The 26,426-nt window shown below is 70.8% G+C and carries 26 protein-coding genes and 1 tRNA gene; 15 read left to right on the plus strand and 12 right to left on the minus strand.

Annotated elements, in window-relative coordinates; translation table 11 throughout:
* The first annotated feature begins 4 nt into the window (after positions 1-4).
* The 4 genes from acs to OG276_RS16350 all read left to right on the plus strand — a co-directional run bounded on the left by acs (position 5) and on the right by OG276_RS16350 (position 5,100).
* On the plus strand, positions 5-1,960 hold the full coding sequence (gene acs, locus OG276_RS16335) for an acetate--CoA ligase (protein ID WP_266906118.1): 1,956 nt from the start codon (positions 5-7) through the stop codon (positions 1,958-1,960).
* Between the two features lie 229 nt (positions 1,961-2,189).
* The gene (gene nhaA / locus OG276_RS16340) at positions 2,190-3,623 is read left to right on the plus strand and encodes a Na+/H+ antiporter NhaA (protein WP_266906120.1); all 1,434 of its coding nucleotides are present in this window, start codon (positions 2,190-2,192) and stop codon (positions 3,621-3,623) included.
* A gap of 53 nt (positions 3,624-3,676) precedes the next feature.
* Positions 3,677-4,135, plus strand: coding sequence for a phage holin family protein (locus tag OG276_RS16345; RefSeq protein WP_266906122.1), 459 nt, complete (start codon positions 3,677-3,679; stop codon positions 4,133-4,135).
* Positions 4,132-5,100: an alpha/beta fold hydrolase gene (locus OG276_RS16350; RefSeq protein WP_266906124.1), complete on the plus strand. Its 969-nt coding sequence runs from the start codon at positions 4,132-4,134 to the stop codon at positions 5,098-5,100. The genes OG276_RS16345 and OG276_RS16350 overlap by 4 nt, the downstream gene beginning before the upstream one ends.
* A gap of 387 nt (positions 5,101-5,487) precedes the next feature.
* Here the strand turns inward: OG276_RS16350 and OG276_RS16355 are convergent, their stop codons facing one another.
* The 3 genes from OG276_RS16355 to nth all read right to left on the minus strand — a co-directional run bounded on the left by OG276_RS16355 (position 5,488) and on the right by nth (position 8,461).
* Positions 5,488-6,690, minus strand: a complete 1,203-nt coding sequence (locus OG276_RS16355) for a MarP family serine protease (protein ID WP_266912874.1) — start codon at positions 6,688-6,690, stop codon at positions 5,488-5,490.
* Between the two features lie 13 nt (positions 6,691-6,703).
* Positions 6,704-7,465, minus strand: coding sequence for a CoA pyrophosphatase (locus OG276_RS16360; protein ID WP_266906126.1), 762 nt, complete (start codon positions 7,463-7,465; stop codon positions 6,704-6,706).
* Positions 7,466-7,651: 186 nt separating this feature from the next.
* Positions 7,652-8,461, minus strand: coding sequence for an endonuclease III (gene nth, locus OG276_RS16365; protein ID WP_266906128.1), 810 nt, complete (start codon positions 8,459-8,461; stop codon positions 7,652-7,654).
* Positions 8,462-8,859: 398 nt separating this feature from the next.
* On the opposite strand from nth, the gene OG276_RS16370 reads away from it, so the two are divergent.
* Positions 8,860-9,534 carry a Crp/Fnr family transcriptional regulator gene (locus OG276_RS16370; protein ID WP_003981529.1) on the plus strand — a complete coding sequence of 225 codons (675 nt, stop codon included), beginning with the start codon at positions 8,860-8,862 and terminating at the stop codon, positions 9,532-9,534.
* Positions 9,535-9,755: 221 nt separating this feature from the next.
* Entirely contained in the window at positions 9,756-10,565 is an 810-nt protein-coding gene (locus OG276_RS16375; protein WP_266906130.1) for a nucleotidyltransferase domain-containing protein, read from the plus strand.
* Positions 10,566-10,581: 16 nt separating this feature from the next.
* On the opposite strand, the gene OG276_RS16380 is transcribed toward OG276_RS16375, so the two are convergent.
* From OG276_RS16380 to OG276_RS16395, 4 genes are all read right to left on the minus strand, one after another.
* Complete coding sequence (locus OG276_RS16380) at positions 10,582-11,427, minus strand: MBL fold metallo-hydrolase (protein WP_266906132.1); 846 nt, start codon at positions 11,425-11,427, stop codon at positions 10,582-10,584.
* Positions 11,424-12,359 (minus strand): NUDIX hydrolase, encoded by a 936-nt coding sequence (locus tag OG276_RS16385; protein WP_266906133.1) that lies wholly within the window; start codon positions 12,357-12,359, stop codon positions 11,424-11,426. The genes OG276_RS16380 and OG276_RS16385 overlap by 4 nt, the downstream gene beginning before the upstream one ends.
* Positions 12,360-12,644: 285 nt before the next feature.
* Positions 12,645-13,118 (minus strand): RidA family protein, encoded by a 474-nt coding sequence (locus OG276_RS16390; RefSeq protein WP_266906135.1) that lies wholly within the window; start codon positions 13,116-13,118, stop codon positions 12,645-12,647.
* Positions 13,115-13,279, minus strand: a complete 165-nt coding sequence (locus tag OG276_RS16395) for a DUF4177 domain-containing protein (RefSeq protein WP_112447450.1) — start codon at positions 13,277-13,279, stop codon at positions 13,115-13,117. The genes OG276_RS16390 and OG276_RS16395 overlap by 4 nt, the downstream gene beginning before the upstream one ends.
* Before the next feature lie 76 nt (positions 13,280-13,355).
* Between OG276_RS16395 and OG276_RS16400 the strand changes: the two genes are divergently transcribed.
* Complete coding sequence (locus tag OG276_RS16400) at positions 13,356-14,336, plus strand: ArsA-related P-loop ATPase (protein ID WP_266906137.1); 981 nt, start codon at positions 13,356-13,358, stop codon at positions 14,334-14,336.
* A 14-nt stretch (positions 14,337-14,350) separates the two neighbouring features.
* Entirely contained in the window at positions 14,351-15,661 is a 1,311-nt protein-coding gene (locus tag OG276_RS16405) for an ArsA family ATPase (protein WP_266912876.1), read from the plus strand.
* Between the two features lie 28 nt (positions 15,662-15,689).
* Here the strand turns inward: OG276_RS16405 and OG276_RS16410 are convergent, their stop codons facing one another.
* Positions 15,690-16,040, minus strand: coding sequence for a WhiB family transcriptional regulator (locus OG276_RS16410; RefSeq protein WP_250745358.1), 351 nt, complete (start codon positions 16,038-16,040; stop codon positions 15,690-15,692).
* Positions 16,041-16,426: 386 nt separating this feature from the next.
* On the opposite strand from OG276_RS16410, the gene OG276_RS16415 reads away from it, so the two are divergent.
* Positions 16,427-18,703, plus strand: a complete 2,277-nt coding sequence (locus OG276_RS16415; RefSeq protein ID WP_266906140.1) for a transglycosylase domain-containing protein — start codon at positions 16,427-16,429, stop codon at positions 18,701-18,703.
* A gap of 103 nt (positions 18,704-18,806) precedes the next feature.
* On the opposite strand, the gene OG276_RS16420 is transcribed toward OG276_RS16415, so the two are convergent.
* The gene (locus OG276_RS16420; RefSeq protein WP_243330535.1) at positions 18,807-19,268 is read right to left on the minus strand and encodes a GatB/YqeY domain-containing protein; all 462 of its coding nucleotides are present in this window, start codon (positions 19,266-19,268) and stop codon (positions 18,807-18,809) included.
* 79 nt (positions 19,269-19,347) lie between these two features.
* On the opposite strand from OG276_RS16420, the gene OG276_RS16425 reads away from it, so the two are divergent.
* From OG276_RS16425 to OG276_RS16435, 3 genes are all read left to right on the plus strand, one after another.
* Entirely contained in the window at positions 19,348-20,286 is a 939-nt protein-coding gene (locus OG276_RS16425) for a metallophosphoesterase (protein WP_266906143.1), read from the plus strand.
* 31 nt (positions 20,287-20,317) lie between these two features.
* Positions 20,318-21,007 (plus strand): Pr6Pr family membrane protein, encoded by a 690-nt coding sequence (locus tag OG276_RS16430; RefSeq protein ID WP_266906145.1) that lies wholly within the window; start codon positions 20,318-20,320, stop codon positions 21,005-21,007.
* A 40-nt stretch (positions 21,008-21,047) separates the two neighbouring features.
* Positions 21,048-21,121, plus strand: a tRNA-Pro gene (locus tag OG276_RS16435).
* A gap of 141 nt (positions 21,122-21,262) precedes the next feature.
* Here the strand turns inward: OG276_RS16435 and OG276_RS16440 are convergent.
* Positions 21,263-21,541, minus strand: coding sequence for a hypothetical protein (locus tag OG276_RS16440; protein ID WP_266906147.1), 279 nt, complete (start codon positions 21,539-21,541; stop codon positions 21,263-21,265).
* A 166-nt stretch (positions 21,542-21,707) separates the two neighbouring features.
* Here OG276_RS16440 and OG276_RS16445 point away from each other — a divergent pair, with 166 nt between their 5' ends.
* Complete coding sequence (locus OG276_RS16445; RefSeq protein WP_266906149.1) at positions 21,708-22,568, plus strand: SDR family oxidoreductase; 861 nt, start codon at positions 21,708-21,710, stop codon at positions 22,566-22,568.
* Positions 22,569-22,754: 186 nt separating this feature from the next.
* Here OG276_RS16445 and OG276_RS16450 read toward each other — a convergent pair whose 3' ends face one another.
* The gene (locus tag OG276_RS16450) at positions 22,755-23,081 is read right to left on the minus strand and encodes a hypothetical protein (protein ID WP_323182337.1); all 327 of its coding nucleotides are present in this window, start codon (positions 23,079-23,081) and stop codon (positions 22,755-22,757) included.
* A 367-nt stretch (positions 23,082-23,448) separates the two neighbouring features.
* On the opposite strand from OG276_RS16450, the gene OG276_RS16455 reads away from it, so the two are divergent.
* Positions 23,449-23,934, plus strand: a complete 486-nt coding sequence (locus OG276_RS16455) for a cation:proton antiporter regulatory subunit (protein WP_266906153.1) — start codon at positions 23,449-23,451, stop codon at positions 23,932-23,934.
* Between the two features lie 3 nt (positions 23,935-23,937).
* Positions 23,938-25,197 carry a cation:proton antiporter gene (locus tag OG276_RS16460; protein ID WP_266906155.1) on the plus strand — a complete coding sequence of 420 codons (1,260 nt, stop codon included), beginning with the start codon at positions 23,938-23,940 and terminating at the stop codon, positions 25,195-25,197.
* A gap of 51 nt (positions 25,198-25,248) precedes the next feature.
* On the opposite strand, the gene OG276_RS16465 is transcribed toward OG276_RS16460, so the two are convergent.
* Complete coding sequence (locus OG276_RS16465) at positions 25,249-26,424, minus strand: cation:proton antiporter (RefSeq protein WP_266906157.1); 1,176 nt, start codon at positions 26,422-26,424, stop codon at positions 25,249-25,251.
* Positions 26,425-26,426: the final 2 nt, after the last annotated feature.

Consider the following 26,426-nt stretch of genomic DNA (forward strand, 5'->3'; position numbering starts at 1 on the left):
CGTCGTGAGCAATGAAAGCCTGGCCAATCTGCTCAAGGAGGAGCGGCGGTTCGCACCGCCTGCCGATCTGGCCGCCGCCGCCAATGTGACTCAGGCTGCGTACGCACAGGCCGACGCGGACCGGCTGGGCTTCTGGGCCGAGCAGGCGCGGCGGCTGAGCTGGGACACCGAGCCCACCGAAACGCTCGACTGGAGCAACCCGCCCTTCGCGAAGTGGTTCGCGGACGGCAAGCTGAACGTCGCGTACAACTGCGTGGACCGCCACGTCGAGGCCGGCAACGGCGACCGCGTGGCCATCCACTTCGAGGGCGAGCCCGGCGACAGCCGCTCGATCACCTACGCCGAGCTCAAGGACGAGGTCTCCAAGGCCGCCAACGCCCTCACCGAGCTCGGTGTCCAGGCCGGCGACCGGGTCGCCGTCTACCTGCCGATGATCCCCGAGGCCGTCGTCGCGATGCTCGCGTGCGCCCGCGTCGGCGCCGCCCACTCGGTCGTCTTCGGTGGTTTCTCCGCCGACGCCGTCGCCTCCCGCATCCAGGACGCCGACGCGAAGCTGGTCATCACCTCCGACGGCGGCTACCGCCGCGGCAAGCCGAGCGCCCTGAAGCCCGCCATCGACGAGGCCGTCGCCAAGTGCCCGCAGGTCGAGCACGTCCTGGTGGTGCGCCGCACCGGCCAGGACACCGCCTTCACCGAGGGCCGGGACGTCTGGTGGCACGAGATCGTCGAGCGCCAGTCCGCGGAGCACACCCCGCAGGCCTTCGACGCCGAGCACCCGCTGTTCATCCTGTACACCTCGGGGACCACGGGTAAGCCCAAGGGCATCCTGCACACCTCCGGCGGCTACCTCACGCAGGCCTCGTACACCCACCACGCGGTGTTCGACCTGAAGCCGGAGTCGGACGTCTACTGGTGCACCGCCGACATCGGCTGGGTGACCGGGCACTCCTACATCGTCTACGGGCCGCTCGCCAACGGCGCCACCCAGGTGATGTACGAGGGCACGCCGGACACCCCGCACCAGGGCCGGTTCTGGGAGGTCGTACAGAAGTACGGCGTCACCATCCTCTACACCGCGCCCACCGCGATCCGCACCTTCATGAAGTGGGGAGACGACATCCCCGCGAAGTTCGACCTCTCCAGCCTTCGCGTGCTGGGCTCGGTCGGCGAGCCGATCAACCCCGAGGCCTGGATCTGGTACCGCAAGCACATCGGCGGCGACCGCTGCCCGATCGTGGACACGTGGTGGCAGACCGAGACCGGCGCGATGATGATCTCCCCGCTGCCCGGTGTCACCGAGACCAAGCCCGGCTCCGCCCAGCGCGCCCTGCCCGGAATCGCCGCCACCGTCGTGGACGACGAGGCGAACGAGGTCCCCAACGGCGGAGGCGGCTACCTCGTCCTCACCGAGCCGTGGCCCTCCATGCTCCGCACCATCTGGGGCGACGACCAGCGCTACATCGACACCTACTGGTCCCGCTTCGAGGGCAAGTACTTCGCCGGCGACGGCGCCAAGAAGGACGAGGACGGCGACATCTGGCTCCTCGGCCGCGTCGACGACGTCATGCTCGTCTCCGGCCACAACATCTCCACCACCGAAGTCGAGTCCGCGCTCGTCTCGCACCCCTCGGTCGCCGAGGCGGCGGTCGTCGGCGCCGCCGACGAGACCACCGGCCAGGCCATCGTCGCCTTCGTCATCCTGCGCGGCAGCGCCTCCGAGACCGACACCCTGGTCGCGGAGCTCCGCAACCACGTCGGCGCCACCCTCGGCCCCATCGCCAAGCCCAAGCGCATCCTGCCCGTGCAGGAGCTGCCGAAGACCCGCTCCGGCAAGATCATGCGCCGCCTGCTCCGCGACGTCGCCGAGAACCGCGCGGTCGGCGACGTCACCACCCTCGCCGACTCCTCCGTCATGGACCTGATCCAGAGCAAGCTGCCGGCCGCCGGCAGCGAGGACTGATCCGCAGGCCGGGAAAGGTCTGAGACACCCGTACGACACGACGAAAGGGGCATTCGGCGCGGCGCGCCGGATGCCCCTTTCGCACATAAAGTGACGATCACCGGATACACCCACGCGTACACCCTGTAAAGTATTAGATGGTTAAAGAGCTACTCCACAGGGTGCGCCGGGAAGTCTGGTCGGCAACATGCTTCGCCATGCCGTCCAACCCACCCCGGAGGTGCCCCCCGTGGCCGCGCCCAGCCCCACCGACAACCAGAGCCGCAAGCTCCTCGGCCGCCTCTCGCTGCCGGAGCGCCGCTTCGTGGCCGACGCCCTGCGTGCCGAGACGGTGGGCGGCGTCCTCCTCCTCGTGGCCGCGATCGCCGCCCTCGTCTGGGCGAACGTGCCCGCCATCTCGGCGAGCTACGAAAGCGTCCGCTCCTTCCACATCGGGCCCGCCTCCCTCGGCCTGGACCTTTCGCTCCAGCACTGGGCGGCCGACGGCCTGCTGGCCATCTTCTTCTTCGTCGCCGGCATCGAGCTCAAGCGCGAGCTCGTCGCGGGCGACCTGCGCGACGCCAAGGCGGCCGCGCTCCCGGTGATCGCCGCGATCTGCGGCATGGCCGTGCCCGCGCTGGTCTACGTACTGACCAACGTGCTCGGCAACGGCTCGACCGACGGCTGGGCGGTCCCGACCGCCACCGACATCGCGTTCGCACTCGCCGTCCTCGCCGTGATCGGCACCTCGCTGCCGTCCGCCCTGCGCGCGTTCCTGCTGACCCTGGCCGTGGTCGACGACCTGTTCGCCATCATGATCATCGCGGTGTTCTTCACCAGCGACATCAACTTCCTGGCGCTCGGCGGCGCGGTCGCCGGCCTGGTCCTCTTCTGGTTCCTGCTCCGGGTGAACGTGCACGGCTGGTACGTCTACGTCCCGCTCGCCCTGGTCATCTGGGGCCTGATGTACAACAGCGGCGTCCACGCCACCATCGCCGGTGTTGCCATGGGCCTGATGCTGCGCTGCCACCGCAAGGAGGGCGAGCACCACTCCCCGGGCGAGCACATCGAGCACATGGTCCGGCCCCTCTCCGCCGGTCTGGCCGTCCCGCTCTTCGCCCTGTTCTCGGCCGGCGTCTCCCTCTCCGACGAGTCCATCGGCCAGGTCTTCACCCGGCCGGAGCCCCTCGGCGTGGTCCTCGGCCTCGTCGTCGGCAAGACGCTCGGCATCTTCGGCGGCACCTGGCTCGCCGCCCGCTTCACCAAGGCGGAGCTCAACGACGACCTTTCCTGGCCGGACGTCTTCGCCGTCGCCTCCCTCGCAGGCATCGGCTTCACCGTCTCGCTCCTGATCGGCGAGCTCGCCTTCACCGACGACCCCGTCCTCACCGACGAGATCAAGGCCGCCGTCCTGATCGGCTCGCTCATCGCCGCCATCGTCGCGTGCGTCCTGCTGAAGCTGCGCAACCGCAGGTACAAGGCGCTCACCGAGGACGAGGAGCGCGACGAGGACCTCGACGGCATCCCCGACATCTACGAGCAGGACAAGCCGGACTACCACCTGCGGATGGCGAAGATCTACGAGGCCAAGGCCGCGGAGCACCTGCGCAAGGCGGAAGCGGCCACGATCGCCGTGTCCGAAGCTCCGGGCGGATCCAGCACCGACGACGGCCGTCCGGCATGATCTGACCTGACGACAGGACAGCCGTCGCAGTCGGACGACAGAGGGAGAGAGCGATGAGCGCAGTGGACCAAGGGGCCCCAGGAGCCGAGCGCACACTCGGCCAGCTGGTCGCCTCGGCCACCGCCGAGATGTCCGCCCTGGTGCACGACGAGATCGCCCTCGCCAAGGTGGAGATCAAGCAGGACGTCAAGCGCGCGGGCATCGGAAGCGGCGCCGCGATCGTCGCGGGCGTGCTCCTCCTCTTCTCGCTGCCGGTGCTGAGCTTCGCGGCGGCGTACGGGATCCACAACCTCGGACTCGGGCTGGCCTGGTCCTTCCTGATCGTCGGTGTGGCGTTCTGGCTGCTCGCGGGCGTGATCGGGCTGATCGCCATGGCGAAGTTCAAGAAGATCAAGCCGCCGGTGAAGACCATCGCCTCGGTCAAGGAGACGGCGGCCCTCGTCGGCACCGTCAAGCCCCACGCCCGGTCGGTCAGTGACAACGCCGTGGGTGTGGCACGCTCGTCCTCATGACAGCCCCCTCGTCCGATTCCGGCACGTTCGCTGCGCCCCCCACCGCCGCCACGGCGGTCCGGATCGCCATCCCCGGCGGGCGAGAAGTGACGCACCGGGACGTCGCGGCCAACGGGGCGCGGTTCCACGTCGCCGAGCTGGGCGACGGACCGCTGGTGCTGCTCCTGCACGGGTTCCCGCAGTTCTGGTGGACGTGGCGGCACCAGATGACCGCGCTGGCCGACGCGGGCTACCGGGCGGTCGCGATGGACCTGCGCGGGGTGGGCGGCAGCGACCGCACCCCGCGCGGCTACGACCCGGCCAACCTGGCGCTGGACATCACCGGGGTCGTACGGTCCCTCGGCGAGCCCGACGCCGCTCTCGTCGGGCACGATCTGGGCGGCTACCTCGCCTGGACGGCGGCGGTGATGCGGCCCAAGCTGGTGCGCCGGCTGGTGGTGTCCTCGATGCCGCACCCGCGCCGGTGGCGCTCCGCGATGCTGTCCGACTTCGGCCAGACCCGCGCCAGCTCGCACATCTGGGGCTTCCAGCGGCCGTTCGTGCCCGAGCGTCAGCTCGTCGCCGACGACGGGGCGCTCGTCGGCGAACTGATCCGCGACTGGTCGGGCCCCCGGCTCCCCGAGGAGGACGATGTCGCGGTGTACCAGCGCGCGATGTGCATCCCCTCCACCGCGCACTGCTCGGTCGAGCCGTACCGCTGGATGATGCGCTCCATGGCCCGGCCCGACGGCCTGCAGTTCAACCGGCGCATGAAGCGGCCGGTGCGGGTGCCGACGCTGCACCTGCACGGCTCGCTCGATCCGGTGATGCGCACGCGGAGTGCGGCGGGGTCCGGGCAGTACGTCGAAGCCCCGTACCGCTGGCGGCTCTTCGACGGGCTCGGGCACTTCCCGCACGAGGAGGACCCGGTGGCGTTCTCGACCGAGCTGGTCAACTGGCTGAAGGATCCCGAGCCGGACCGCTGAGCCGACGGTCTCTTATATGACAAGCATTCAATTGCCTGGCGCATAGGCCAATTGGCCGCCCCGAACGCGATTACCGACCTTGGGCCCCGGGCAGAGCTCGGAGTATGGGCTGGACGCACGACTACGGTGACACCGCACACGAACGCCGCTCGACGGTCACGCCGGGCACGCACAGGGGGCAGGGCCGCGAAGGCCACGACGACCCCCGACTCGGGATTCCGCGCATCCTGCGCCGACGGGCCCGCTGGGTCTCCGCCAGGCTCAGGCACCAACGCACGTAGGCAAGGGGCCGGCAAGGCTTCCCGGGCCCGGCAGGGGCTCCCGGGCCCCGGCGGGGCCACGGGGCCTGCGGCAGGGCCACGGGGCCCCTCAAGGCTCCCGTAGGGCTCAGAGAGCGCAACCCTGGCTGTCGACCCGCCGGTTCGCCGTCTCCCCGATCCGGATGTCCTCGCGGATCTCCTCCGTGGTCAGGGCGTAACCGGTGTTGGGGTCGTCGAGGGACTTCGCGAAGACGACTCCGTACACCCTGCCCTCGGGCGTCAGCAGCGGGCCGCCGGAGTTGCCCTGGCGGACCGTCGCGTACAGGGAGTAGACGTCCCGTCGTACGGTTCCGCGGTGGTAGATGTCCGGGCCGTTGGCGTTGATCCGGCCGCGGACGCGTGCCGCGCGGACGTCGTACGCGCCGTTCTCCGGGAAGCCCGCGACGATGGCGTCGCTGCCGCTCGACGCGCCCTTGTCGGTGAACTCCAGTGCCGGCGCCTTCAGCTTGGGCACGTCCAGGACGGCGATGTCGCGCTCCCAGTCGTAGAGCACGACCTTGCCGTCGTAGAGCTTGCCCTCGCCGCCGACCTGCACGGTCGGTTCGCCGACCCCGCCGACCACGTGCGCGTTGGTCATCACCTTGCCCGGCGCGAAGACGAAGCCGGTGCCCTCCAGCACCTTGCTGCACGCGGGCGCCGTGCCGACGACCTTCACGATCGACTGCTTGGCGTGCTCGGCCACGGGGCTGCGCGCGAGCAGCGGGTCCGGCGGCTGGACCTCGGTGATCGGCTCGTTGGAGAACGGGCTGAAGACCTGCGGGAAGCCGTTGCGCGCCAGGGTGGAGCTGAAGTCCGAGAACCAGGTGTTCGCCTGCGCGGGAAGGACCCGCGAGACGCCGAAGAGCACCTTGGAGTTGCGGACCTCCTTGCCCAGCGTGGGAATTGACGTGCCGGCGACCAGGGAACCGATCAGCCAGGCCACCAGCAGCATCGCGACCACGTTCACCAGGGCGCCGCCCGTCGCGTCCAGCGCGCGGGCCGGGGACCAGGTGATGTGGCGCCGGAGCTTGCTGCCCAGATGGGTGGTCAGCGCCTGGCCGATCGAGGCACAGACGATGATCACGACCACGGCGATGACGACGACCGTCGTGGACACCTGGGTGCCGTTGTCGGTGACCCGGTCCCAGATCAGGGGCAGCAGGGACACGGCGACGAGACCACCGCCGAGGAAACCGATCACCGACAGGATGCCGACGACGAACCCCTGGCGGTAGCCGACGATCGCGAACCACACGGCGGCGAGCAGCAACAAGATGTCCAGCACGTTCACAGGGCTCACCGTCTCATGCGCGCCAGTCGAGCGGGACTTCCCGGGACCGGTCCCAGGGGCGTTCCCAGCCGGCGAAGTGCAGGATCCGGTCGATCACTCCGGCGGTGAAACCCCAGACCAGAGCCGATTCCACGGTGAAGGCCGGGCCGTGGAAGCCGCTCGGGTGGACGACGGTGACGCGGTGCTGCGGGTCCGTGAGATCGGCCACGGGCACCGTGAAGACGCGGGCGGTCTCGGCCGGGTCGACCACGCCGACCGGGCTGGGGTCGCGCCACCAGCCGAGCACCGGGCTCACGACGAACCCGCTGACCGGGATGTAGAGGCGCGGCAGCACCCCGAAGAGCTGGACCCCGGCCGGATCCAGACCGGTCTCCTCCTCCGCCTCGCGCAGCGCGGCGCGCAGCGGGCCCGTGGTGTGCGGGTCGCCGTCCTCGGGGTCGAGGGCCCCGCCGGGGAAGGAGGGCTGGCCGGGGTGCGAACGCAGGGTGCCGGCGCGCTCCATCAGCAGCAGCTCCGGGCCTCGGGGGCCCTCGCCGAAGAGGATCAGTACGGCGGACTGGCGGCCGCGGCCGTCCTCCGGCGGCAGGAACCGGCTGAGCTGGGTGGGCCGGACCGTCCGGGCCGCCTCGACGACGGGGTCCAGCCAGTCGGGCAGGCCGTGGGTGCGCAGGTCGATGCTTCCGCGCGGGCCGCGCCGGGTGTCGTACGGGGCCCCGTGCGCGGCGGCTGCGCCGAGCCCGGTGTCAGCGCGGCGGTTCTGCGTGGCCTCTGTCATAGGCACCCCTGTCCGTGGTCCCCCACACACCGCCAAACGCGGTGCGGGTAGCGATTCGTTCCTTGCGGGTGCGGCTCCGCTGCCGGGGCCCCGCCCCGGATCCCGCGCCTCGAACGCCGGCGGGGCTGGATGTCACGGCGCCGGCAGCCTGAGCAGCGCGGTGGCGGGCTCAGGCGCTGACCGGGCTCAGGCGTCCACCGGGCCGGATTTGGCAGGCGCCGGGAGGCCCGGGTAGTCCGGGGGCGGGCTCAGGCGCTGGCCGGGCTGGCCGCCCTTCTCGTACTTCAGGAGCTTCGCCGCCTTGTCCGGGTCGGTCTCGCCCTCCCCGTAGGACGGGCAGAGCGGTGCGATCGGGCAGGCCCCGCAGGCGGGCTTGCGGGAATGGCAGATCCGGCGGCCGTGGAAGACGACGCGGTGCGAGAGCATCGTCCACTCGCTCTTCGGGAAGATCGCGCAGATCTCCGCCTCGACCTTCTCCGGGTCCTCCTGCTCGGTCCACTTCCAGCGCCGCACCAGCCGGCCGAAGTGGGTGTCGACCGTGATCCCGGGCACGCCGAAGGCGTTGCCGAGCACCACGTTCGCCGTCTTGCGGCCCACCCCGGGGAGCGTCACCAGGTCCTCGATCCGGCCGGGCACCTCGCCGCCGAAGTCGTCCCGCAGCGCCTGTGAGAGGCCGAGCAGGGACTTGGCCTTCGCCCGGAAGAACCCGGTCGGCCGGATGATCTCCTCCAGCGCCTCCGGATCGGCTCCGGCCATGTCCTCGGGGGTCGGGTACGCGGCGAAGAGGGCCGGGGTCGTCTGGTTCACACGCAGGTCGGTGGTCTGCGCGGACAGGACGGTGGCGACCAGCAGCTCGAAGGAGTTGCGGAAGTCGAGCTCCGGGTGCGCGTACGGGTAGACCTCCGCCAGCTCGCGGTTGATCCTGCGTGCCCGCCGCACCATCGCCAGATGGCTCTCCGGCTTCGCCCCGGCCTTCTTGACCTTGCTCTCTGCCATCCCCGAAGGCTACGCCGCACAGCCCTCCGCCCGTGGCCGGACGTGAGCTCCGCCCGGCCGGGGTTTCTTGGCCGAAGTTTTGCCCTGAAGCGGGGGTGACTGCTCCGGGAGGGCTCCCACCAGGCCGTGTTCGCCCACGGCTGAATTTACCGTGGCCGTCACTCCGCCGGACCCCTTGGCCTGTGCTCTCACCGGCCTGTTGGACCCGCCGCAGGTCCGGGACGGGGTGACTACGACACCCCCGGACCTGAGGTAACACCACCCCGATCGGCCTCTCGCCGCACAGCACACCCGTACGTCCGGCATCCTTGTGATGAACGTGATTGATCGCACTGTTTGAGCCGTCCGGCAAAATGGGGGAGCGATCCCCCTGGCTGGTCGACATAGGAGAGAGACTCGTGGACGACGTACTGCGGCGTGCCCCGCTCTTCGCGGCGCTCGATGACGAGCAGGCCGCGGAGCTCCGCGCCTCCATGGGCGAGGTGACCCTCGCACGTGGTGACGCCCTGTTCCACGAGGGCGACCCCGGTGACCGGCTCTACGTCGTCACCGAGGGCAAGGTGAAGCTGCACCGCACCTCCCCCGACGGCCGCGAGAACATGCTGGCCGTCCTCGGCCCCGGAGAGCTGATCGGCGAGCTGTCGCTGTTCGACCCGGGCCCGCGCACCGCCACCGCCACCGCGCTGACCGAGGTCAAGCTGCTGGGTCTGGGTCACGGAGACCTCCAGCCCTGGCTGAACGCCCGGCCCGAGGTGGCGACCGCGCTGCTGCGCGCCGTCGCGCGGCGCCTGCGCAAGACCAACGACCAGATGTCCGACCTGGTCTTCTCCGACGTCCCGGGCCGCGTGGCCCGTGCGCTCCTCGACCTGTCGCGCCGCTTCGGCGTGCAGTCGGAGGAGGGCATCCACGTCGTGCACGACCTCACGCAGGAGGAGCTGGCCCAGCTCGTCGGCGCGTCGCGCGAGACCGTGAACAAGGCCCTGGCCGACTTCGCGGGACGCGGATGGCTCCGCCTGGAGGCGCGTGCGGTGATTCTTCTCGACGTGGAGCGGCTCGCGAAGCGGTCCCGCTGACGCCGGTCACAGTCGTGTGAGGGGTCCTGCCCGGTCGGGCGGGGCCCCTTCCGCGTACCTGCGGCGCCGTTCCGGGGGCTCTGCCCCCGCGCCCCTGCGCCCCCGCGCCTCAAACGACGGCGGGGCTGATTTCGGCTGCGCCGTGGCTGCCCGGCGGCCGGATGCGAGCACCCGGCGTTTCGCCCCGCGGTGTGCCGCCCGGGGAAAGGCACAGTGGACCCATGGAGCACAGAGGCCTCGACGCGTACGGGTACTTCGAGCGCGAAGGCTCGCTCGGGCAGGTGCAGGCCGAGTTCCGGGGGCTCGTCGCCGCCGTGCGGGAGCGGATCGGGGAGGCGTACGGGCGACGCCTGCACAGCGCCTACCTGTACGGGTCCGTGCCGCGCGGGAACGCCCGGCCCGGGCGGTCCGACCTCGACCTGCTGATCGCCCTGCACCACGCGCCCGGCGGGGAGGACCGCGACACCGCCGAGGCGCTGGCGCGCGGCATCGACGAGGAGTTCGCGGAGATCGACGGGGTCGGGATCCTGCTGTACGGCAAGGACCGGCTGCTGAGCGAGCAGGAACGTTACGACCTGGGCTGGTTCCTCGCCTGCCTGTGCACCCCGCTGCTCGGCGCGGACCTGGCCGAGCACCTGCCCCGCTACCGGCCCGACGGCCTGCTCGCCCGCGAGACCAACGGCGACCTCGCCGAGCTGCTGCCCAGGGTGCGCGAGCGGATCCGGGAGGCGGCCACCCCGGAGGAGTACCGCAAGCTGTGCCGGGGCGTCTCGCGGCACCTCGTACGGACCGGGTTCACCCTCGTCATGCCGCGGTGGGGCGGCTGGACCAGCGACCTCACCGAGTCGGCGGAGGTGTTCGCGCAGTACTACCCCGAGCGCGCCGACCAGATGCGCGCCGCTGCCGCCGCCGCGCTGGACCCGGTCGCCGACCCGGCCGTGCTGCGCGCCTACGTCGAGGACCTCGGGCCGTGGCTCGCGGACGAGTACACGACCCGGCACGGGACGAAGACGCCCCGGCCGGCGGGCTAGGCCGCCTGCGGCCCGCTCAGTCCGGGGCCCCGGGGATCAGCCCGTGCTCCGTCAGGTACTCCAGCTGCGCGCGTACGGACCACTCCGCGGCCGGCCACAGCGACCGGTCCACGTCCGCGTAGACGTGGGCGACGACCGCCTCGGGGGTGACCAGGCCGTTCTCGACCGCCGTCTCGATCTGCGCGAGGCGGTGCGCCCGGTGGGCGAGGTAGAACTCCACCGCTCCCTGCGCGTCGTCCAGGACCGGCCCGTGCCCCGGGAGCACCGTGTGGACCCCGTCGTCGACCGTCAGCGAGCGCAGCCGGCGCAGGGAGTCCAGGTAGTCGCCCAGGCGCCCGTCGGGGTGCGCGACGACCGTCGTGCCCCGCCCCAGGATCGTGTCGCCGGTCAGGACCGCGCGGTCGGCGGGCAGGTGGAAGCAGAGCGAGTCCGCGGTGTGGCCGGGCGTCGGCACCACGCGCAGCTCCAGACCGCCCGTGCGGATGACGTCCCCGGCGGCCAGGCCCTCGTCGCCCAGGCGCAGGGCCGGGTCCAGGGCGCGCACCTTCGTCCGGGTCAGCTCGGCGAAGCGGGCCGCGCCCTCCGCGTGGTCGGGGTGTCCGTGGGTGAGGAGGGTGAGCGCGACCCGCTTGCCCGCCCCCTCGGCGGCGGCGATCACCGCGCGCAGGTGTACGTCGTCCAGCGGGCCGGGGTCGATCACCACGGCCAGGTCGGAGCCGGGCTCGGAGACGAGCCAGGTGTTGGTGCCGTCGAGGGTCATCGGGGAGGCGTTCGGGGCCAGGACGTTCACCGCGCGGGCGGTGGCGGGTCCGGAGGCAACCATTCCGCGGGGCTGGCCGGGCAGGGCGGCGGCATCGGTCATGCGGGGGCTCCTCCGGGGTGCGCGGGGCCGGGGGTGCCGGGAGCCGTGAGGCGGACCCGCTTGGTGAACTCGTCGTGGCCCGGCCAGCTGAGCACCAGCTCCCCGTCCGTGAGGGTGGCCTGGGCGAGGACCGGGGTCAGGTCCTGGGCGCCGGCCGCCGCGAGGGCCTCCGCGGGGCTCGCGTACGGCTCCAGGGAGCGCAGGGTGGTGATGGTGGGCGGCATCATCAGCAGCTCGCCCTTGTCGTAGCCGGCGGCGGCGTCGGCCGGACGGATCCAGACCGTGCGGTCGGCCTCGGTGGAGGCGTTGCGGGTGCGCTGCCCCTCGGGGAGGGCCGCGACGAAGAACCAGGTGTCGTAGCGGCGCGGCTCGAACTCCGGGGTGATCCAGCGGGCCCACGCGCCGAGCAGGTCGGAGCGCAGGACCAGGCCCCGCCGGTCGAGGAACTCGGCGAAGGACAGCTCACGGGCGACCAGGGCCGCGCGGGCGGCCTCCCAGTCCTCGCCGGTGGTGTCGCCGACGACGGTGTCCGCGGACTCGCCCGCGAGCAGCACCCCGGCCTCCTCGAAGGTCTCCCGGACGGCTCCGCAGACGATCGCCTGGGCGGTGGCCGGGTCGGTGCCCATGCGCTCCGCCCACTCGGCACGGCTCGGGCCGGCCCAGCCGATGAGGTGGTCCTCGTCCCGGGGGTCCACGCCGCCGCCGGGATACGCGTAGGCGCCTCCGGCGAAGGCCATCTCGACGCGGCGGCGCAGCATGTGCACGGCGGGGCCGTCGGGGGTGTCGCGCAGCAGCATCACGGTGGCGGCGCGCCTCGGTTCCACCGGGGTGAGGGCGCCGTCCGCGAGGGCGCGGATCCGGTCGGGCCACTCCGGGGGGTACCACTGACCTCCGGCGGAGGTCTCTTGCTGACCGTACTGACCATTCGGCATGGCGGGATGCTACGGGCATCCGGGCCGATGTTCGAGGGGTGCCCCTGCCTGCCGGGCTGCGCGGGGCGAAGTTCCCAGGGCCTGCCCTGACCCGGTCCTCAAGCGCCGGACGGGCTGGGAAGGGGTACCGGGCTGCGCCCGGACCCCTCTGGGGCTCCGCCCCAGACCCCGGTCCTCAAACGCCGGACGGCTGAAGAGCAAACGCCGGAGGGGCCGGATCGTGCCCTACGGGCAGGGTCCGGCCCCTCCGGGGTAGACGTTCGGCCCCACAGGGCCGCGCCGAGGTCAGGCTCCAGGAACCAGTTCCACCTGGATCTCGATCTCGACCGGGGCGTCCAGCGGGAGGACCGCCACGCCGACCGCGCTGCGGGCGTGGACGCCCTTGTCGCCGAGGACGGCGCCCAGCAGCTCGCTCGCGCCGTTCAACACGCCCGGCTGTGCCGTGAAGTCGGGGGCGGAGGCGATGAAGCCCACCACCTTCACGACGCGCGCGATCTTGTCGAGGTCGCCGATGACGGACTTCACCGCGGCCAGCGCGTTCAGCGCGCAGGTCGCGGCCAGTTCCTTGGCCTGCTCCGCCGAGACCTCCGCGCCGACCTTGCCGGTGACCGGCAGGTTGCCCTTCACCATCGGGAGCTGCCCCGCGGTGTACACGTAGGCGCCCGAGCGCACGGCCGGCTGGTAGGTGGCCAGCGGCGGGACGACCTCGGGGAGGGTCAGGCCGAGCTCGGCCAGCTTCGCCTCGACGACTCCGCTCATGCCGCCTTCTCCCGCTTCAGGTAGGCCACGAGCTGCTCGGGGTTGTTCGGGCCGGGAACGACCTGGACGAGCTCCCAGCCGTCCTCGCCCCAGGTGTCCAGGATCTGCTTGGTGGCGTGGACCAGCAGCGGGACGGTCGCGTATTCGAACTTCTTGGTCATGGGAGCGAGCGTAGTGCCTGCCGTGCGGGGCCCCGCCACCACCGCCGCCGCCGGGGAGGAATTAGGCTCGGGCCCTGTGAGCAGGCTCCAGGTGGTCAGCGGCAAGGGCGGCACCGGCAAGACCACGGTCGCCGCGGCACTCGCGCTCGCCCTCGCACGCGAGGGCAAGCGGACTCTTCTCGTGGAGGTCGAGGGCAGGCAGGGCCTCGCCCAGGTCTTCGGGGCGGAGGCGCTCCCCTACGAGGACCGGAAGATCGCCGTCGCCTCGGGCGGCGGGGAGGTCTACGCGCTCGCCATCGACGCGGAGCGGGCGCTCCTGGACTACCTCCAGATGTTCTACAAGCTCGGCTCGGCCGGCCGCGCCCTCAAGAAGCTCGGCGCCATCGACTTCGCGACGACCATCGCGCCGGGACTGCGCGACGTGCTCCTGACGGGCAAGGCGTGCGAGGCGGTCCGGCGCAAGGACAAGTCCGGCCGGTTCGTCTACGACCACGTGATCATGGACGCTCCGCCGACCGGGCGGATCACCCGCTTCCTGAACGTCAACGACGAGGTGGCGGGCCTGGCCCGGTTCGGGCCGATCCACAACCAGGCGCAGGCCGTGATGAAGGTGCTCAAGTCCCCCGAGACGGCCGTGCACCTGGTCACCCTGCTGGAGGAGATGCCCGTGCAGGAGACCGCCGACGGGATCGCCGAGCTCCGCCAGGCGGGCCTGCCGGTGGGGCGGGTCGTCGTCAACATGGTCCGGCCGCACCACCTCGACGAGGACGCCCTGCGCGCCGCCTCCGGCGAGCGGCGCTCCGACGTCTCCAGGGCGCTGTCCCGGGCCGGCCTCGGCAGCGCCCGGCGCGGCGGGCCGGCCGAACGGCTGGTGGACCCGCTGCTCGCGCAGGCCTCGGAGCACGCGAGCCGGGTGGAGCTGGAACGCGCCCAGCGCACCGTACTGGCGGGGCTGGACGTGCCGACGTACGAACTCCCCCTGCTCGGCGCGGGGATGGACCTGGCCGGGCTCTACGGGCTCGCCGCGGAGCTGCGCAAGCAGGTGGGCGAGGAATGAGCGAGGCCGGGACCATGGAGATGACGATGGAGGCGACGACGATGGACGCTCCCCCGCGACTGGACGTCGACCGGCTGCTCGACGATCCGCAGACCCGGATCATCGTGTGCTGCGGCGCGGGCGGCGTCGGCAAGACCACGACCGCCGCGGCGCTCGGGGTACGGGCGGCCGAGCGCGGGCGCAAGGTGGTCGTCCTGACCATCGACCCGGCGCGCAGGCTGGCCCAGTCGATGGGGATCGACTCGCTCGACAACACTCCGCGCAGAGTCACGGGCGTGCGGGGCCCGGAAGGCGCGGACGGCGGCGGCGAACTGCACGCCATGATGCTCGACATGAAGCGGACCTTCGACGAGATCGTCGAGGGCCACTCCGACCCCGAGCGCGCCGAGGCCATCCTCGCCAACCCCTTCTACCAGTCCCTGTCGGCCGGCTTCGCGGGCACGCAGGAGTACATGGCGATGGAGAAGCTGGGGCAGCTGAGGGCCCGGGACGACTGGGACCTGATCGTGGTGGACACCCCGCCGAGCCGCTCCGCGCTGGACTTCCTGGACGCGCCGGGGCGCCTGGGGTCCTTCCTGGACGGGAAGTTCATCCGGGTGCTGATGGCTCCGGCGAAGGTGGGCGGCCGGGCGGGGATGAAGTTCCTCAATGTCGGCATGTCGATGATGACGGGCACGCTGAGCAAGCTGATGGGTGCCTCGCTGCTGAAGGACGTACAGACCTTCGTGGCCGCCATGGACACGATGTTCGGCGGCTTCCGCACCCGCGCGGACGCCACCTTCCAGCTCCTCCAGGCTCCCGGAACGGCGTTCCTGGTGGTCTCCGCGCCCGAACCGGACGCGCTGCGCGAGGCCGCGTACTTCGTCGAGCGGCTGGCCGCGGAACGGATGCCGCTGGCCGGGCTCGTACTGAACCGGGTGCACGGCAGCGGCGCCGAACAGCTGTCGGCGGAGCGGGCGTTGGCCGCCGCGGAGAATCTTGAAGAAGGCGGCATTGTGGATCAGGAGTCCGGGAAAGCTGGACTTCGTGACTCCACGGACCCCGCATCCGACTCCGACACCGACCCCGACGCCCGCACTGCGCGAGAGACCGGCGCCGACGCCGTAGAAGCCGACGTGGATGTGATCACGGCAGGACTGCTCCGCCTGCACGCGGAGCGCATGCAGGTCATCGCGCGCGAACAGCGCACGCGTGACCGCTTCACCTCGCTGCACCCCGAGGTGGCGGTGGCCGAAGTGGCCGCCCTGCCCGGCGACGTACACGACCTCGCCGGGCTGCGGGCCATCGGAGAGCGACTCGCGGCCGGGGTTCCGGCCGGAGCGTAGGCGTTCCTACGACGGGTGCCCAGGTGGTCTACCCGGCTGCCGCGTACGTCTCGTACGGAACACCGATCTCCTCATCGTCATCCATGGTGAGGATGCCCGTACTGCGCTCGTACTCCGTGCGTGCGGTTTCGAGCAGTCGCCTCCACGAGGTGACGGTGGGGCGCCGGCGCAACAGCGCACGTCGCTCCCGCTCGGTCATTCCGCCCCACACTCCGAACTCGACACGATTGTCGAGCGCGTCGGCCAGGCACTCGGTCCGCACCGGACATCCGGTGCACACCGCCTTGGCCCTGTTCTGTGCCGCTCCTTGAACGAACAGTTCATCCGGATCGGTAGTGCGGCAGGCTGCCTGCGCACTCCAGTCGGTAACCCAGCCCATCCCGGCGCCGTCCTCTCCCGAATCGAGGCTCCCCCACGGCGGTAGCGGCATATTCACCGCTGCCAGTTGAGGACGTTACGGAAGGCGGGCACAGTGCAACACCCCCGACGGGCCCAATCTTGAATGGTCCGAACGGACTATGGGTAAGCGGCAGATCACCCGACGGAGTGATCCTGCGACATGCCCGACCATTCCGGCGATTTGGGTGAAATCGGCGGGGCACACTGATCACAGGAGGCTAGATTCGGACATGCGTCCACCCCATTCGGGAAGGGTGAAAAACAAGCCGAGGGGTTGATGTCCCACCGCACTGCTGTGACAGTTGAGGACAGCTTAGGCCAAGGCATTCGCGCGTGTCCGGCGATTGAGAACGTAGGCTGCCCTCCATGGGAAAGAAGCGCTCGGGCGGCGGGCTCACGGGGCCACAGCAGGCCGCCAAGTTCCTCGGTGTGTCCGTTCTCTCCGGAGTTGTACTCGCGGGGATCGCGATCCCGGGCGCCGGCGCCCTGGGACTCGCGGCCAAGGGCACGGTCGAGGGGTTCGATGAGATCCCGGCCAATCTGAAGACTCCACCGTTGAGCCAGCGCACCACGATTCTGGACGCGGAGGGTGGCTTGATCGCCACGGTCTATTCGCGTGACCGGCAGGTGGTCCCGATCACGGCCATCTCCCCGTACATGCAGAAGGCCATCGTCGCGATCGAGGACTCCCGCTTCTACGAGCACGGCGCGGTCGACCTCAAGGGCATCCTGCGTGCGGTCAACCGCAATGCCCAGGAGGGCGGCGCGGCCCAGGGCGCGTCGACGCTGACGCAGCAGTACGTGAAGAACGTCTTCGTCGAAGAGGCCGGCGACGACGAGACGAAGGTGCGCGAGGCCCAGGAGAAGAGCCTCGGACGCAAGATCCGCGAGCTGAAGTACTCGATCCAGGTCGAGGAGGAGCTCGGGAAGCAGAAGATCCTCGAGAACTACCTCAACATCACGTACTTCGGGCAGCAGGCGTACGGAATCGAATCCGCCGCCCGGCGCTACTTCAGCAAGCCCGCCAAGGACCTGACCCTGGAAGAGTCGGCGCTGCTGGCGGGCGTGGTGCAGTCACCGAGCCGGTACGACCCGATGAACGACTCGCAGGAGGCGATGAAGCGCCGCAACATCGTCCTCCAGCGCATGGCGGACGTCAGGGACATCTCCCAGGCCGAGGCTGATGCCGCGAAGGCGAAGCCGGTCCAGCTGAAGGTGACCAAGCCGAAGAACGGCTGCATCACCGCCGTCAAGGGCGCGGGCTTCTTCTGCGACTTCGTGCGCAACACCTTCCTCGACGACACCGCCTTCGGGAAGACCCGCGAGGACCGGGCGAAGGTCTGGAACCAGGGCGGCCTCACCGTCCGGACGACCCTGGACCCGCAGTCGCAGGACTCGGTCAACGAGTCCATCAAGGACCACGTGGACCAGGACGACAAGGTCGCCACGGCCGTCACCCTCGTCCAGCCCGGCACCGGGCGGGTCCTCGCCATGGGGCAGTCGAAGCCATACGGCTTCGGCAAGAACGAGACCCAGATCAACTTCTCGGTGGACAAGAAGATGGGCGGCTCGAACTTCGGCTTCCCGACCGGCTCCACCTTCAAGGCCTTCGTCGCGGCCGCGGCCCTGGAGGGCGGACTGCCGCCGACGAAGATGTACCAGTCCCCGTACGACATGGACTACCCGAGCCCGGTGCGGACCTGCAGCGACAAGCCCTGGGTCAACACCGACCGGGCCAAGGTGGAGAACGAGACCGAGTCCGAGGTCGGCCCGTACGGGATGAAGGAGGCGATGGCCAAGTCGGTCAACACCTACTTCGTGGAGATGATCTCCGAGGTGGGCCTGTGCCCCGTCACCGAGATGACCAGCAAGCTCGGCGTGATCCCGGCCAACGGCGCCAAGCTCCCCGAGGTCCCCGCCATCGCGCTCGGCAGTGAGGGCATGTCCCCGCTGACCATGGCCAACGCCTACGCCACCTTCGCCAACCGCGGCGTGTACTGCACCCCGGTCACCATCGAGTCGATCACCGACTCGCACGGCAAGGCGCTGACCGTCCCGAAGTCCAAGTGCGGCCGCGCGATGAGCGAGACGACCGCCGACACCATCAACACGCTGCTGCTCGGCGTGGTCGACTCCGGTACCGGCCAGAAGTCGGGTCTGTCCGACCGGCAGAGCGCGGGCAAGACGGGTACCACCGACAGCCGTTACAACGCCTGGTTCGTCGGCTACACCCCGAACATGTCCGGCGCGACCTGGGTCGGCTCCGGCGGCGCCAAGCAGGTGTCGATGGAGAACATCACCATCGGCGGCCAGTACTACGACAAGGTCTTCGGTGGTGGCCTGCCCGGCCCGATCTGGAAGCAGGCGGTCTCCGGCGCGCTCTCCGGCCGCGAGGCCCCGGGCTTCACCACGGTGAACATCCCCGACACCCCGAGCCCGGCCCCCGGCGGCAAGCCCAGCGGCAAGCCCACCAAGCCCGGCAAGCCGGGCCGCGACGGCAAGCCCGGTGACAGTCGGCCCGGCGGGCAGACCGCCACCGGCGGGACCGTCGGAGCCACCGGCGGAACCGACGGCGGCACGGGCGGGACCGACCCGCTCGGCGGGATCACGTTCCCGCCGGGCATCATCGGCGGCCGCGACTAGGCACCTTGGGGCCCGTAGGCCCCGTAGGCCCCGTAGCAAAACGAGGGAGGGCCCCCACCGATCCGCATCCGGATCGGTGGGGGCCCTCCCTCGTTTTCCCGTACTAGGACAGGTGCTTCTTGACGGCGGCGGCGACGCGCCCGCCCTCCGCCAGACCCGCGACCTTCGGGTTCACGATCTTCATCACGGCGCCCATGGCCCGCGGCCCCTCGGCGCCCGCCGCCTTGGCCTCCTCGACGGCCTGCGCCACGATCGCGTCGAGCTCGGCCTCGCCGAGCTGCTTGGGGAGGTAGGTGTCGAGGAACTCGCCCTCGGCGGTCTCCCGCGCGGCCTGCTCGGGACGGCCACCCTGCGCGAAGGCGTCCGCGGCCTCGCGGCGCTTCTTCGCCTCCTTGGCGATCACCTTGAGGACTTCCTCGTCGGAGAGCACCCGGGCTTCCTTGCCCGCGACTTCCTGGTTGGTGATGGCGGAGAGGGTCAGGCGCAGCGTGGACGAGGCGAGCTCGTTGCGCGCGCGGATGGCGGTGGTGAGGTCTTCCTGGAGCTTGGCCTTGAGCGTGGTCATGTCCCGAGTCTGCCAGGTACGGGGGCTCCGGCGCCCGCCGGTTTCCCGGCGGGGTTGCCGGGTCTGCGAACATATGGGCATGCGTGCGCGTTACGGAGTACCCCTGAAGGTCACCGCCGGCATCGCCGCGGCGGGGGCCGCCGGCCTGGCCTATGCCGCCGGTTTCGAAGCCCGGTCCTTCCGCCTGCGCCGGGTCACGGTCCCCGTGCTCCCGCAGGGGATGCGCCCGTTGCGCGTCCTGCAGGTCTCGGACATCCACATGGTCGGCGGGCAGCGCAAGAAGCGCGCCTGGCTGCAGTCGCTCGCCGGGCTGCGCCCCGACCTCGTGGTGAACACGGGCGACAACCTCTCCGACACGGAGGGCGTGCCGGAAGTGCTCGACGCGCTCGGCCCGCTGATGGAGTTCCCCGGCGTGTACGTCTTCGGGTCGAACGACTACTACGGCCCCCGGATGCGCAATCCCGGGCGCTACCTGATCGAGAAGACCCAGGGCCGGCACGGGCTCAACGGAAACGCACCGGTCGTCGGCGCCGTCCACAACCCGTGGGAGGGGATGCGGGACGCCTTCGACGCGGCCGGCTGGCTGAACCTCACCAACACCCGGGGCCGGCTCAAGCTCGACGGCCTGGAGCTGGCCTTCACCGGCCTGGACGACCCGCACATCAAGCGCGACCGGTACGAGCGGGTCGCGGGCGGTCCGGAGACGGACGCCGACTTCTCGATGGCCGTCGTACACGCCCCGTACCTGCGCGTCCTCGAAGCCTTCACCGCCGACCGGTACCCCCTGATCCTGGCCGGGCACACGCACGGCGGACAGCTGTGCATCCCCTTCTACGGGGCGCTCGTCACCAACTGCGACCTGGACACCAAGCGGGTGAAGGGCCTCTCGACGCACGAGACGCAGGGGCAGCGCGCGTACCTCCACGTGTCGGCGGGCTGCGGGACCAACCGCTTCACCCCGGTGCGCTTCGCGTGCCCGCCCGAGGCGACACTGCTGACACTGACCGCGAAGGCATGAGGCGGGCGGTCGCGCCGGGTACGTTGATCGGATGATCGCACCTGCCGCACTCCGCCTCACGACCGTCGCCTTCCGCACACTGATCGCGGCCGCGGCCGTCACCGGTCTGGTCATCGAGTGCGTGTACGGCAGCGTGCCCCTGGTCCTGAGCTTCTTCACGATCTGGACGAACATCCTGGTCGCGATCGTCTACGGGCTCTCCGCCCTCCGCGTCCACCGGCGCGAGCCGGACGTCGCCCCCTTCTGGCGGGGCGGCGTCCTCCTCTTCATCCTGATCACCGGGCTGGTCTTCCACCTGCTCCTGGCCAACCCGTCGAGCCCCTTCAACGTGGTCGAGGACCTGGACAAGCTGACCGGCGCGAAGTCCGTCTCCAACCAGCTCCTCCACACGGTCACCCCCATCGGCGCCGTCCTGGACTTCCTCTTCCTGACGGCCCCCCGCACCCTGCGCCCGCGCTACGCCGCGCAGTGGCTGGCGTACCCCCTGGTCTACGTGGTCTTCGCGCTGATCCGCGGCGCCCTCCTCTCCCCCGGCATCCCGCACCGGTACACGTACCCCTTCATCGACGCCGCCCAGTACGGCTACGCGAAGGTCGCGCTGAACGCGGTGGTCCTGGGCCTCGCCTTCTACGCCCTCGGCCTCGCCCTGGTCACGGCGGACCGCTACCGCCCGCCGCGCGAAAACCGGATTTCGTCTCCGGCCGAGGGTCCGCTAAAGTAATCGATGTCGCCAGGGCAGCAAGCGCTGCAGGGGTGGACATCGGGGTGTAGCGCAGCTTGGCAGCGCGCTTCGTTCGGGACGAAGAGGTCGTGGGTTCAAATCCCGCCACCCCGACTTCGTAAGACCAGGTCAAGGGCTTGATCCGCATCGCGGGTCAGGCCCTTCCTGCGTTCCGGGTGATCGTTTGGGAGAAATCTGGGAGAAGATCTTGGTCGGCTTCTCCCAGGACTTCGGACCCGACGTCCGCCCTGCCGGTCAGAGGGGGTGCGGAGACATGACGTGGGGCTCGACGCCCGGCGCCTCAAGCAGGCAGCGTGGGACTCCCGGACCAGGTGTCGTGCGAACCGCGATCGGAATCGGCGGATCGGTCGGAAGATCCACGCGCACCGTGACGGGCCTGTCGTCCCAGGTCGTGGCGTGTCCCGTCTCCTCGCCATCCACCAAGACCTGCACCTCTACGGTGTGACCTGTCTGGACGGTGGCGCTGACCGAGTGACCGTCGTAGTCGATGTGGAAGTGGTGGCGTCGTCTCATGAGTACGCCTCCTCGCCTGCCCCACCACTCAAGCCTAGTGCTGCTCCGCGGGGCAGCCCTTCGCGCGCCCTGACGAGTGAACCCGCGCGTGTCCTGAGGGTCTCAGGACGATCGTGCCGCACACCGTGGGGTGGAGAGCCCCGAATCGGTGTGAGGACGCGACGAGATGACGACCGTAGTGGTGACCGGCGCGACCGGGAACGTCGGACGGCACGTGGTGAGCGAGTTGCGCCGGCGAGGCATCCCCCACCGCGCGTTCACCCGCGACCCTGAACGAGCCACGGCCGTACTCGGCCCCGGCGCCGACCTTGTGCAAGGGGACTTCGCCGATCCCGCATCGCTCCGGGCCGCCTTCGCGGGCGCCGAGCAGGCCTTCCTGAGCTGTGCCAACGACCCACGGCAGGTCGGGAACGCGGCAAACGCGATCGAGGCCGCAGCCACGGCCGGTGTCCGGCAGATCGTCATGCTGTCCACGGTCGGAGCCGAGGCCGGAGCCGCGGAGACGTTCGCGGATCAGCACGGCCGCATCGAGCACCGCCTGCGCTCGGCGGGGATCCCCTTCGTGATTCTCCGGTCCAGCTTCCTGATGTCGAACCTCCTCGGTTCACTGCCGACGATCGGGCAGGCCGGGCGGATCTTCCTGCCCGCGGACGACGCCCGCGTCGCCATGATCGACCCCCGTGACGTGGCCGCCTGCGCGGTCGCAGTGCTCTCCGGGCAGAGCAGGGACGGAGAGACCCATCTGATCACCGGCCCCGAGGCCCTCACCTTCACCGAGGTCGCCCACCGACTCTCCAGCGCCCTCGGACGGACGGTGGAGTACGTCGCCGTACCCGACGAGGCAGCCCTGGCTGGCATGCTCGGCGCGGGCCTGCCGCCGTGGCTCGCCGAGGGGGTGGTGGGCATCTTCCAGCTGCTCCGGGAAGGCACCAATGCCGACACCACCGACTCCGTGCGCCAGCTGACCGGGCACGACCCACGCCCCGTCGCCGACTTCGCCCGCGACCTCATGGCACCGCTCCAGTGATGCTCGGTCTGCCACGCCACCTGGTCACGGCTCCGTCCCTGACACCTCCTTGATGCCGGGATAGCACCGCCCTTCAGGCCTGTCACCGGCGTTAAGAGGGCATAAAGACTGCCGGTCTCCGGCAATGCGCTCTCGGGTGCGTACCGGGCAGGATCAGGACAGGTCATCCTGCGGCACCCGAAGTGATCAGGAACCCGTGGACTTGTGGAGGGTCAGGCGGCGGTAGGCGGCGCGGGCGTTGGCGATGCGGGAGATGGCGGTTCCGATGCTCGCCGCCGCCAGGAGGCATCCGAGGCGGCCCAGGTCGTAGCCGGCGGACCAGGTCAGTTCGCCCATGGGTGGTGTGGCGAAGCCGTTGAGGGCGAGCCAACAGACCAGGGCTGTGCCCGGTGCGGCGATGAGCCGGGCTCCGGTGCTCAGTACGGCGCACAGCACGGACAGAAGGAGAAGATCGATCGTGGGGTCGCCCTGGCCGTTCAGGTAGTTGAGGACGGTGACCACGACGAGGGCCACGACCCCTGAGGCTGCCCACACCGAGGGGGTTGCGACGGGGTGGGGCACAGGGCGGGCACCGGAACTCAGACGCCTCCATTGCACCACGCGATTCCTCCCTCGCCCTGGCCTCCGCCGTTGGAGGCCTCCGCCATGATGCCGGAGCCGGGGAGGAACGGGCACAGGCCAGAAATCAGCCGAACGACGGCGCGGCATGATTCGCCGTCAAACCGTCCCGCCGCACCGCCTCCTCCATCGGAGCCGCGGCACCTTCCACAGGCGAATTCTTCACCGATTCGGCTGACTAGCGCAGGGATAGGGTGACGACATGAGGTGCACTGTCCACCTCCATCTTCCGCCGACAACGTCAGAAACCTGGGGGTCTTCCGTGCCTGTTCCCCGCGTGAGCCGTACTCCGCTGCCGGGCATAGGGGTCCGCTACGACCTCACCACTCGTGAGCATCGCCGCCTGTCGGTGATCGCCCACCGGGACGGTGCCCGAACGCTGAACGCCTACCGGCGGGACGACCCGGACGAGTGCGCGCTGTCGGTGAAGCTGACCGGCGGCGAGACGGAGGCGCTGATCGACGCGTTGATGCCCTCGCACCACAGCCCGAACCTGCTCTCCACGACCGACCTGGGGCTGGTGGCGGAGCGGATCGAGCTGTCCTCCATCTCCCACTGGAACGGGCGGGTGCTGGGTGACACCCGCATGCGAACGGAGACTGGCGTGTCCATCGTGGCCGTGCTGCGACGGGCCGGGGCGATACCTTCCCCCGGGCCCGACTTCCGGCTGGCCGGCGGGGACACCCTCATAGTGATCGGCACCCGCGAGGGCGTCGAGGCCGCCGCCGCGATTCTCGGCCGGGAGTGACGTATGCACTCCTCCGCTGTCTTCCTGATCGAGTTCGGCGCGATCATCCTCGCCCTGGGCCTGCTGGGCCGCTTCGCCGGACGGTTCCAGTTCTCCCCCATACCCCTCTACCTCCTGGCGGGCCTCGCCTTCGGCAAGGGCGGACTCCTGCCGCTCGGCACGAGCGAGGAGTTCGTCGCCATCGGGGCCGAGATCGGCGTCATCCTGCTCCTGCTCATGCTCGGGCTGGAGTACACAGCAAGCGACCTGGTCTCCAACCTCAAGACCCAGTACCCGGCCGGTCTCGTCGACTTCACCCTCAACGCCCTGCCCGGCGCCGGCATGGCCCTCCTGCTCGGATGGGGCCCGGTCGCCGCGGTCGTCCTGGCCGGCGTCACCTGGATCTCCTCCTCCGGCGTCATCGCCAAGGTCATGGGCGACCTCGGGCGCCTCGGCAACCGCGAGACCCCGGTCATCCTCAGCATCCTGGTCCTCGAAGACCTCGCGATGGCCGTCTACCTGCCGATCATCACCGCCCTGCTCGCGGGAGTGAGCCTGGCCGCCGGCAGCGCCACCCTCGCCATCGCCCTCGGCGTGGCCGGGCTGGTCCTCTTCCTGGCCGTCCGCTTCGGAAGGGTCATCTCCCGCTTCGTCTCCAGCGACGACCCCGAGAAGCTCCTCCTGGTCGTCCTCGGCCTCACCCTCCTGGTCGCGGGCATCGCCCAGCAGCTCCAGGTCTCCGCCGCCGTCGGCGCGTTCCTCGTCGGCATCGCCCTCTCGGGGGAGGTCGCGGAGGGCGCCCACAGTCTGCTGAGCCCCTTGCGGGACCTGTTCGCCGCCGTGTTCTTCGTCTTCTTCGGCCTGCACACCGACCCCGCCAGCATCCCCCCGGTCATCCTGCCCGCGCTCGCCCTGGCCGTCGTCACGGCGGGTACGAAGATCGCCACCGGCTACTGGGCCGCACGCCGCGCCGGGATCTCCGTCAAGGGACGGTGGCGCGCCGGCGGGACCCTGGTGGCGCGCGGCGAGTTCTCCATCGTGATCGCCGGTCTCGCCGTCACCGCCGGCATCGAGCCCTCTCTCGGGCCGCTGGCCACCGCCTACGTGCTGGTCCTGGTCATCGTCGGCCCGCTGACCGCCCGCTACACCGAACCGATCGCGACCTTCCTCACCGGACGCGGCCGCAAGCAGCAGATGCCTGAGGTGCTGAAGCCGGGCCTGATTCCGGCACAGCCGCAAGCGATGGACGCGATGGACGACTCCGGCACCGTCGGCCGCCCATGAGCGACGGCCACGCCTCCTGCTCCGCGACCCGGGATGGAAGCGGGACTGCGGTCACGCTGTGCTGTCTTTCGCACCGGGTGGACGGGGCTTGCCGAGAGGGATGGTGCCGGCGAGGCGGGTCAGGAGCGGGCAGGCGAAAGCCAGAATGAAGACGTAAGCGGTCACCAGGGGGCCGAGCGAGCCCTGCATCGTTCCGACGAGCCCGACGATCACCAGAGAGAACTCGCCCCGGGCGATGAGCACGGTCCCGGCGCGCAGTCGACCACGCCGGCCCACGTGGTCGCGTGCGGCGGCGAACCGTCCAGTGGCCACCTTGGTGAAGGCGGTGACCGCCGCGAGCGCCAGGGCCGCGGGCAGAACGGGCACGAGGTCGGCGGGGTCGACAGACAGCCCGATGGCCAGGAAGAACACCGCCGCGAAGAGGTCGCGCAGCGGACTGAGCACCGCGCGGGTACGGGTCGCGGTCTCTCCGGTGAGGGTGAGGCCGACGAGGAAGGCACCCACTGCGGCCGACGCATGGACGGCCTCGGCGAGGGCGGCGACGATCAGGGTCAAGCCCAGCACCCGCAGCAGCAACTGTTCGGCGTCCGGGTGGGAGACGAGACGGCCCACATGGTGGCCCCACCGGTAGGAGACGGTGAAGGCGGCGATGACGGCGCCCACGGCCGCAAGTACACCGAGGACCGCTTGCCACCACTGGCCGCCCGACGCGAGCACGGCGAGCACCGGCAGGTAGAGGGCCATGGCGCAGTCCTCCATGACGAGCACCGACAGAACCGCCGGTGTCTCCCGGTTACCCAGTCGCCGCAAGTCCTCCAAAAGGCGGGCAACGATGCCGGAGGAGGAGATGTACGTGGCGCCAGCTAGGGCGAAGATCCCGACGCCGTCCATTCCCAGCAGCCATCCGGCGACCGCCCCGGGTGCGGCGTTCAGCCCCAGGTCCACCAGGGCCGACGGCACGTGCCGCCGCATGCCGACCGCGAACTCGGGCAGAGAGAACTCCAGCCCCAGGGCGAGCAGGAGGAGGACCACTCCGATGGCCGCGCCCGTCTCGACGAACTCGCCGGCGGCAGGCACGGGCGCGATGCCGCCCTTGCCGACCGCGAGGCCGGCCAGCAGGTAGAGCGGAATCGGCGAGAGCGTGAAGCGCCGCGCCAGCGTCCCCAGCACGCTCAGGGCGGCCAGGATGATGCCGAGCTCGAGCAGCAGCGCGACCGGCGTCCGCACGG

Source organism: Streptomyces sp. NBC_00086, assembly GCF_026343255.1.
Classification (GTDB): Bacteria; Actinomycetota; Actinomycetes; order Streptomycetales; family Streptomycetaceae; genus Streptomyces.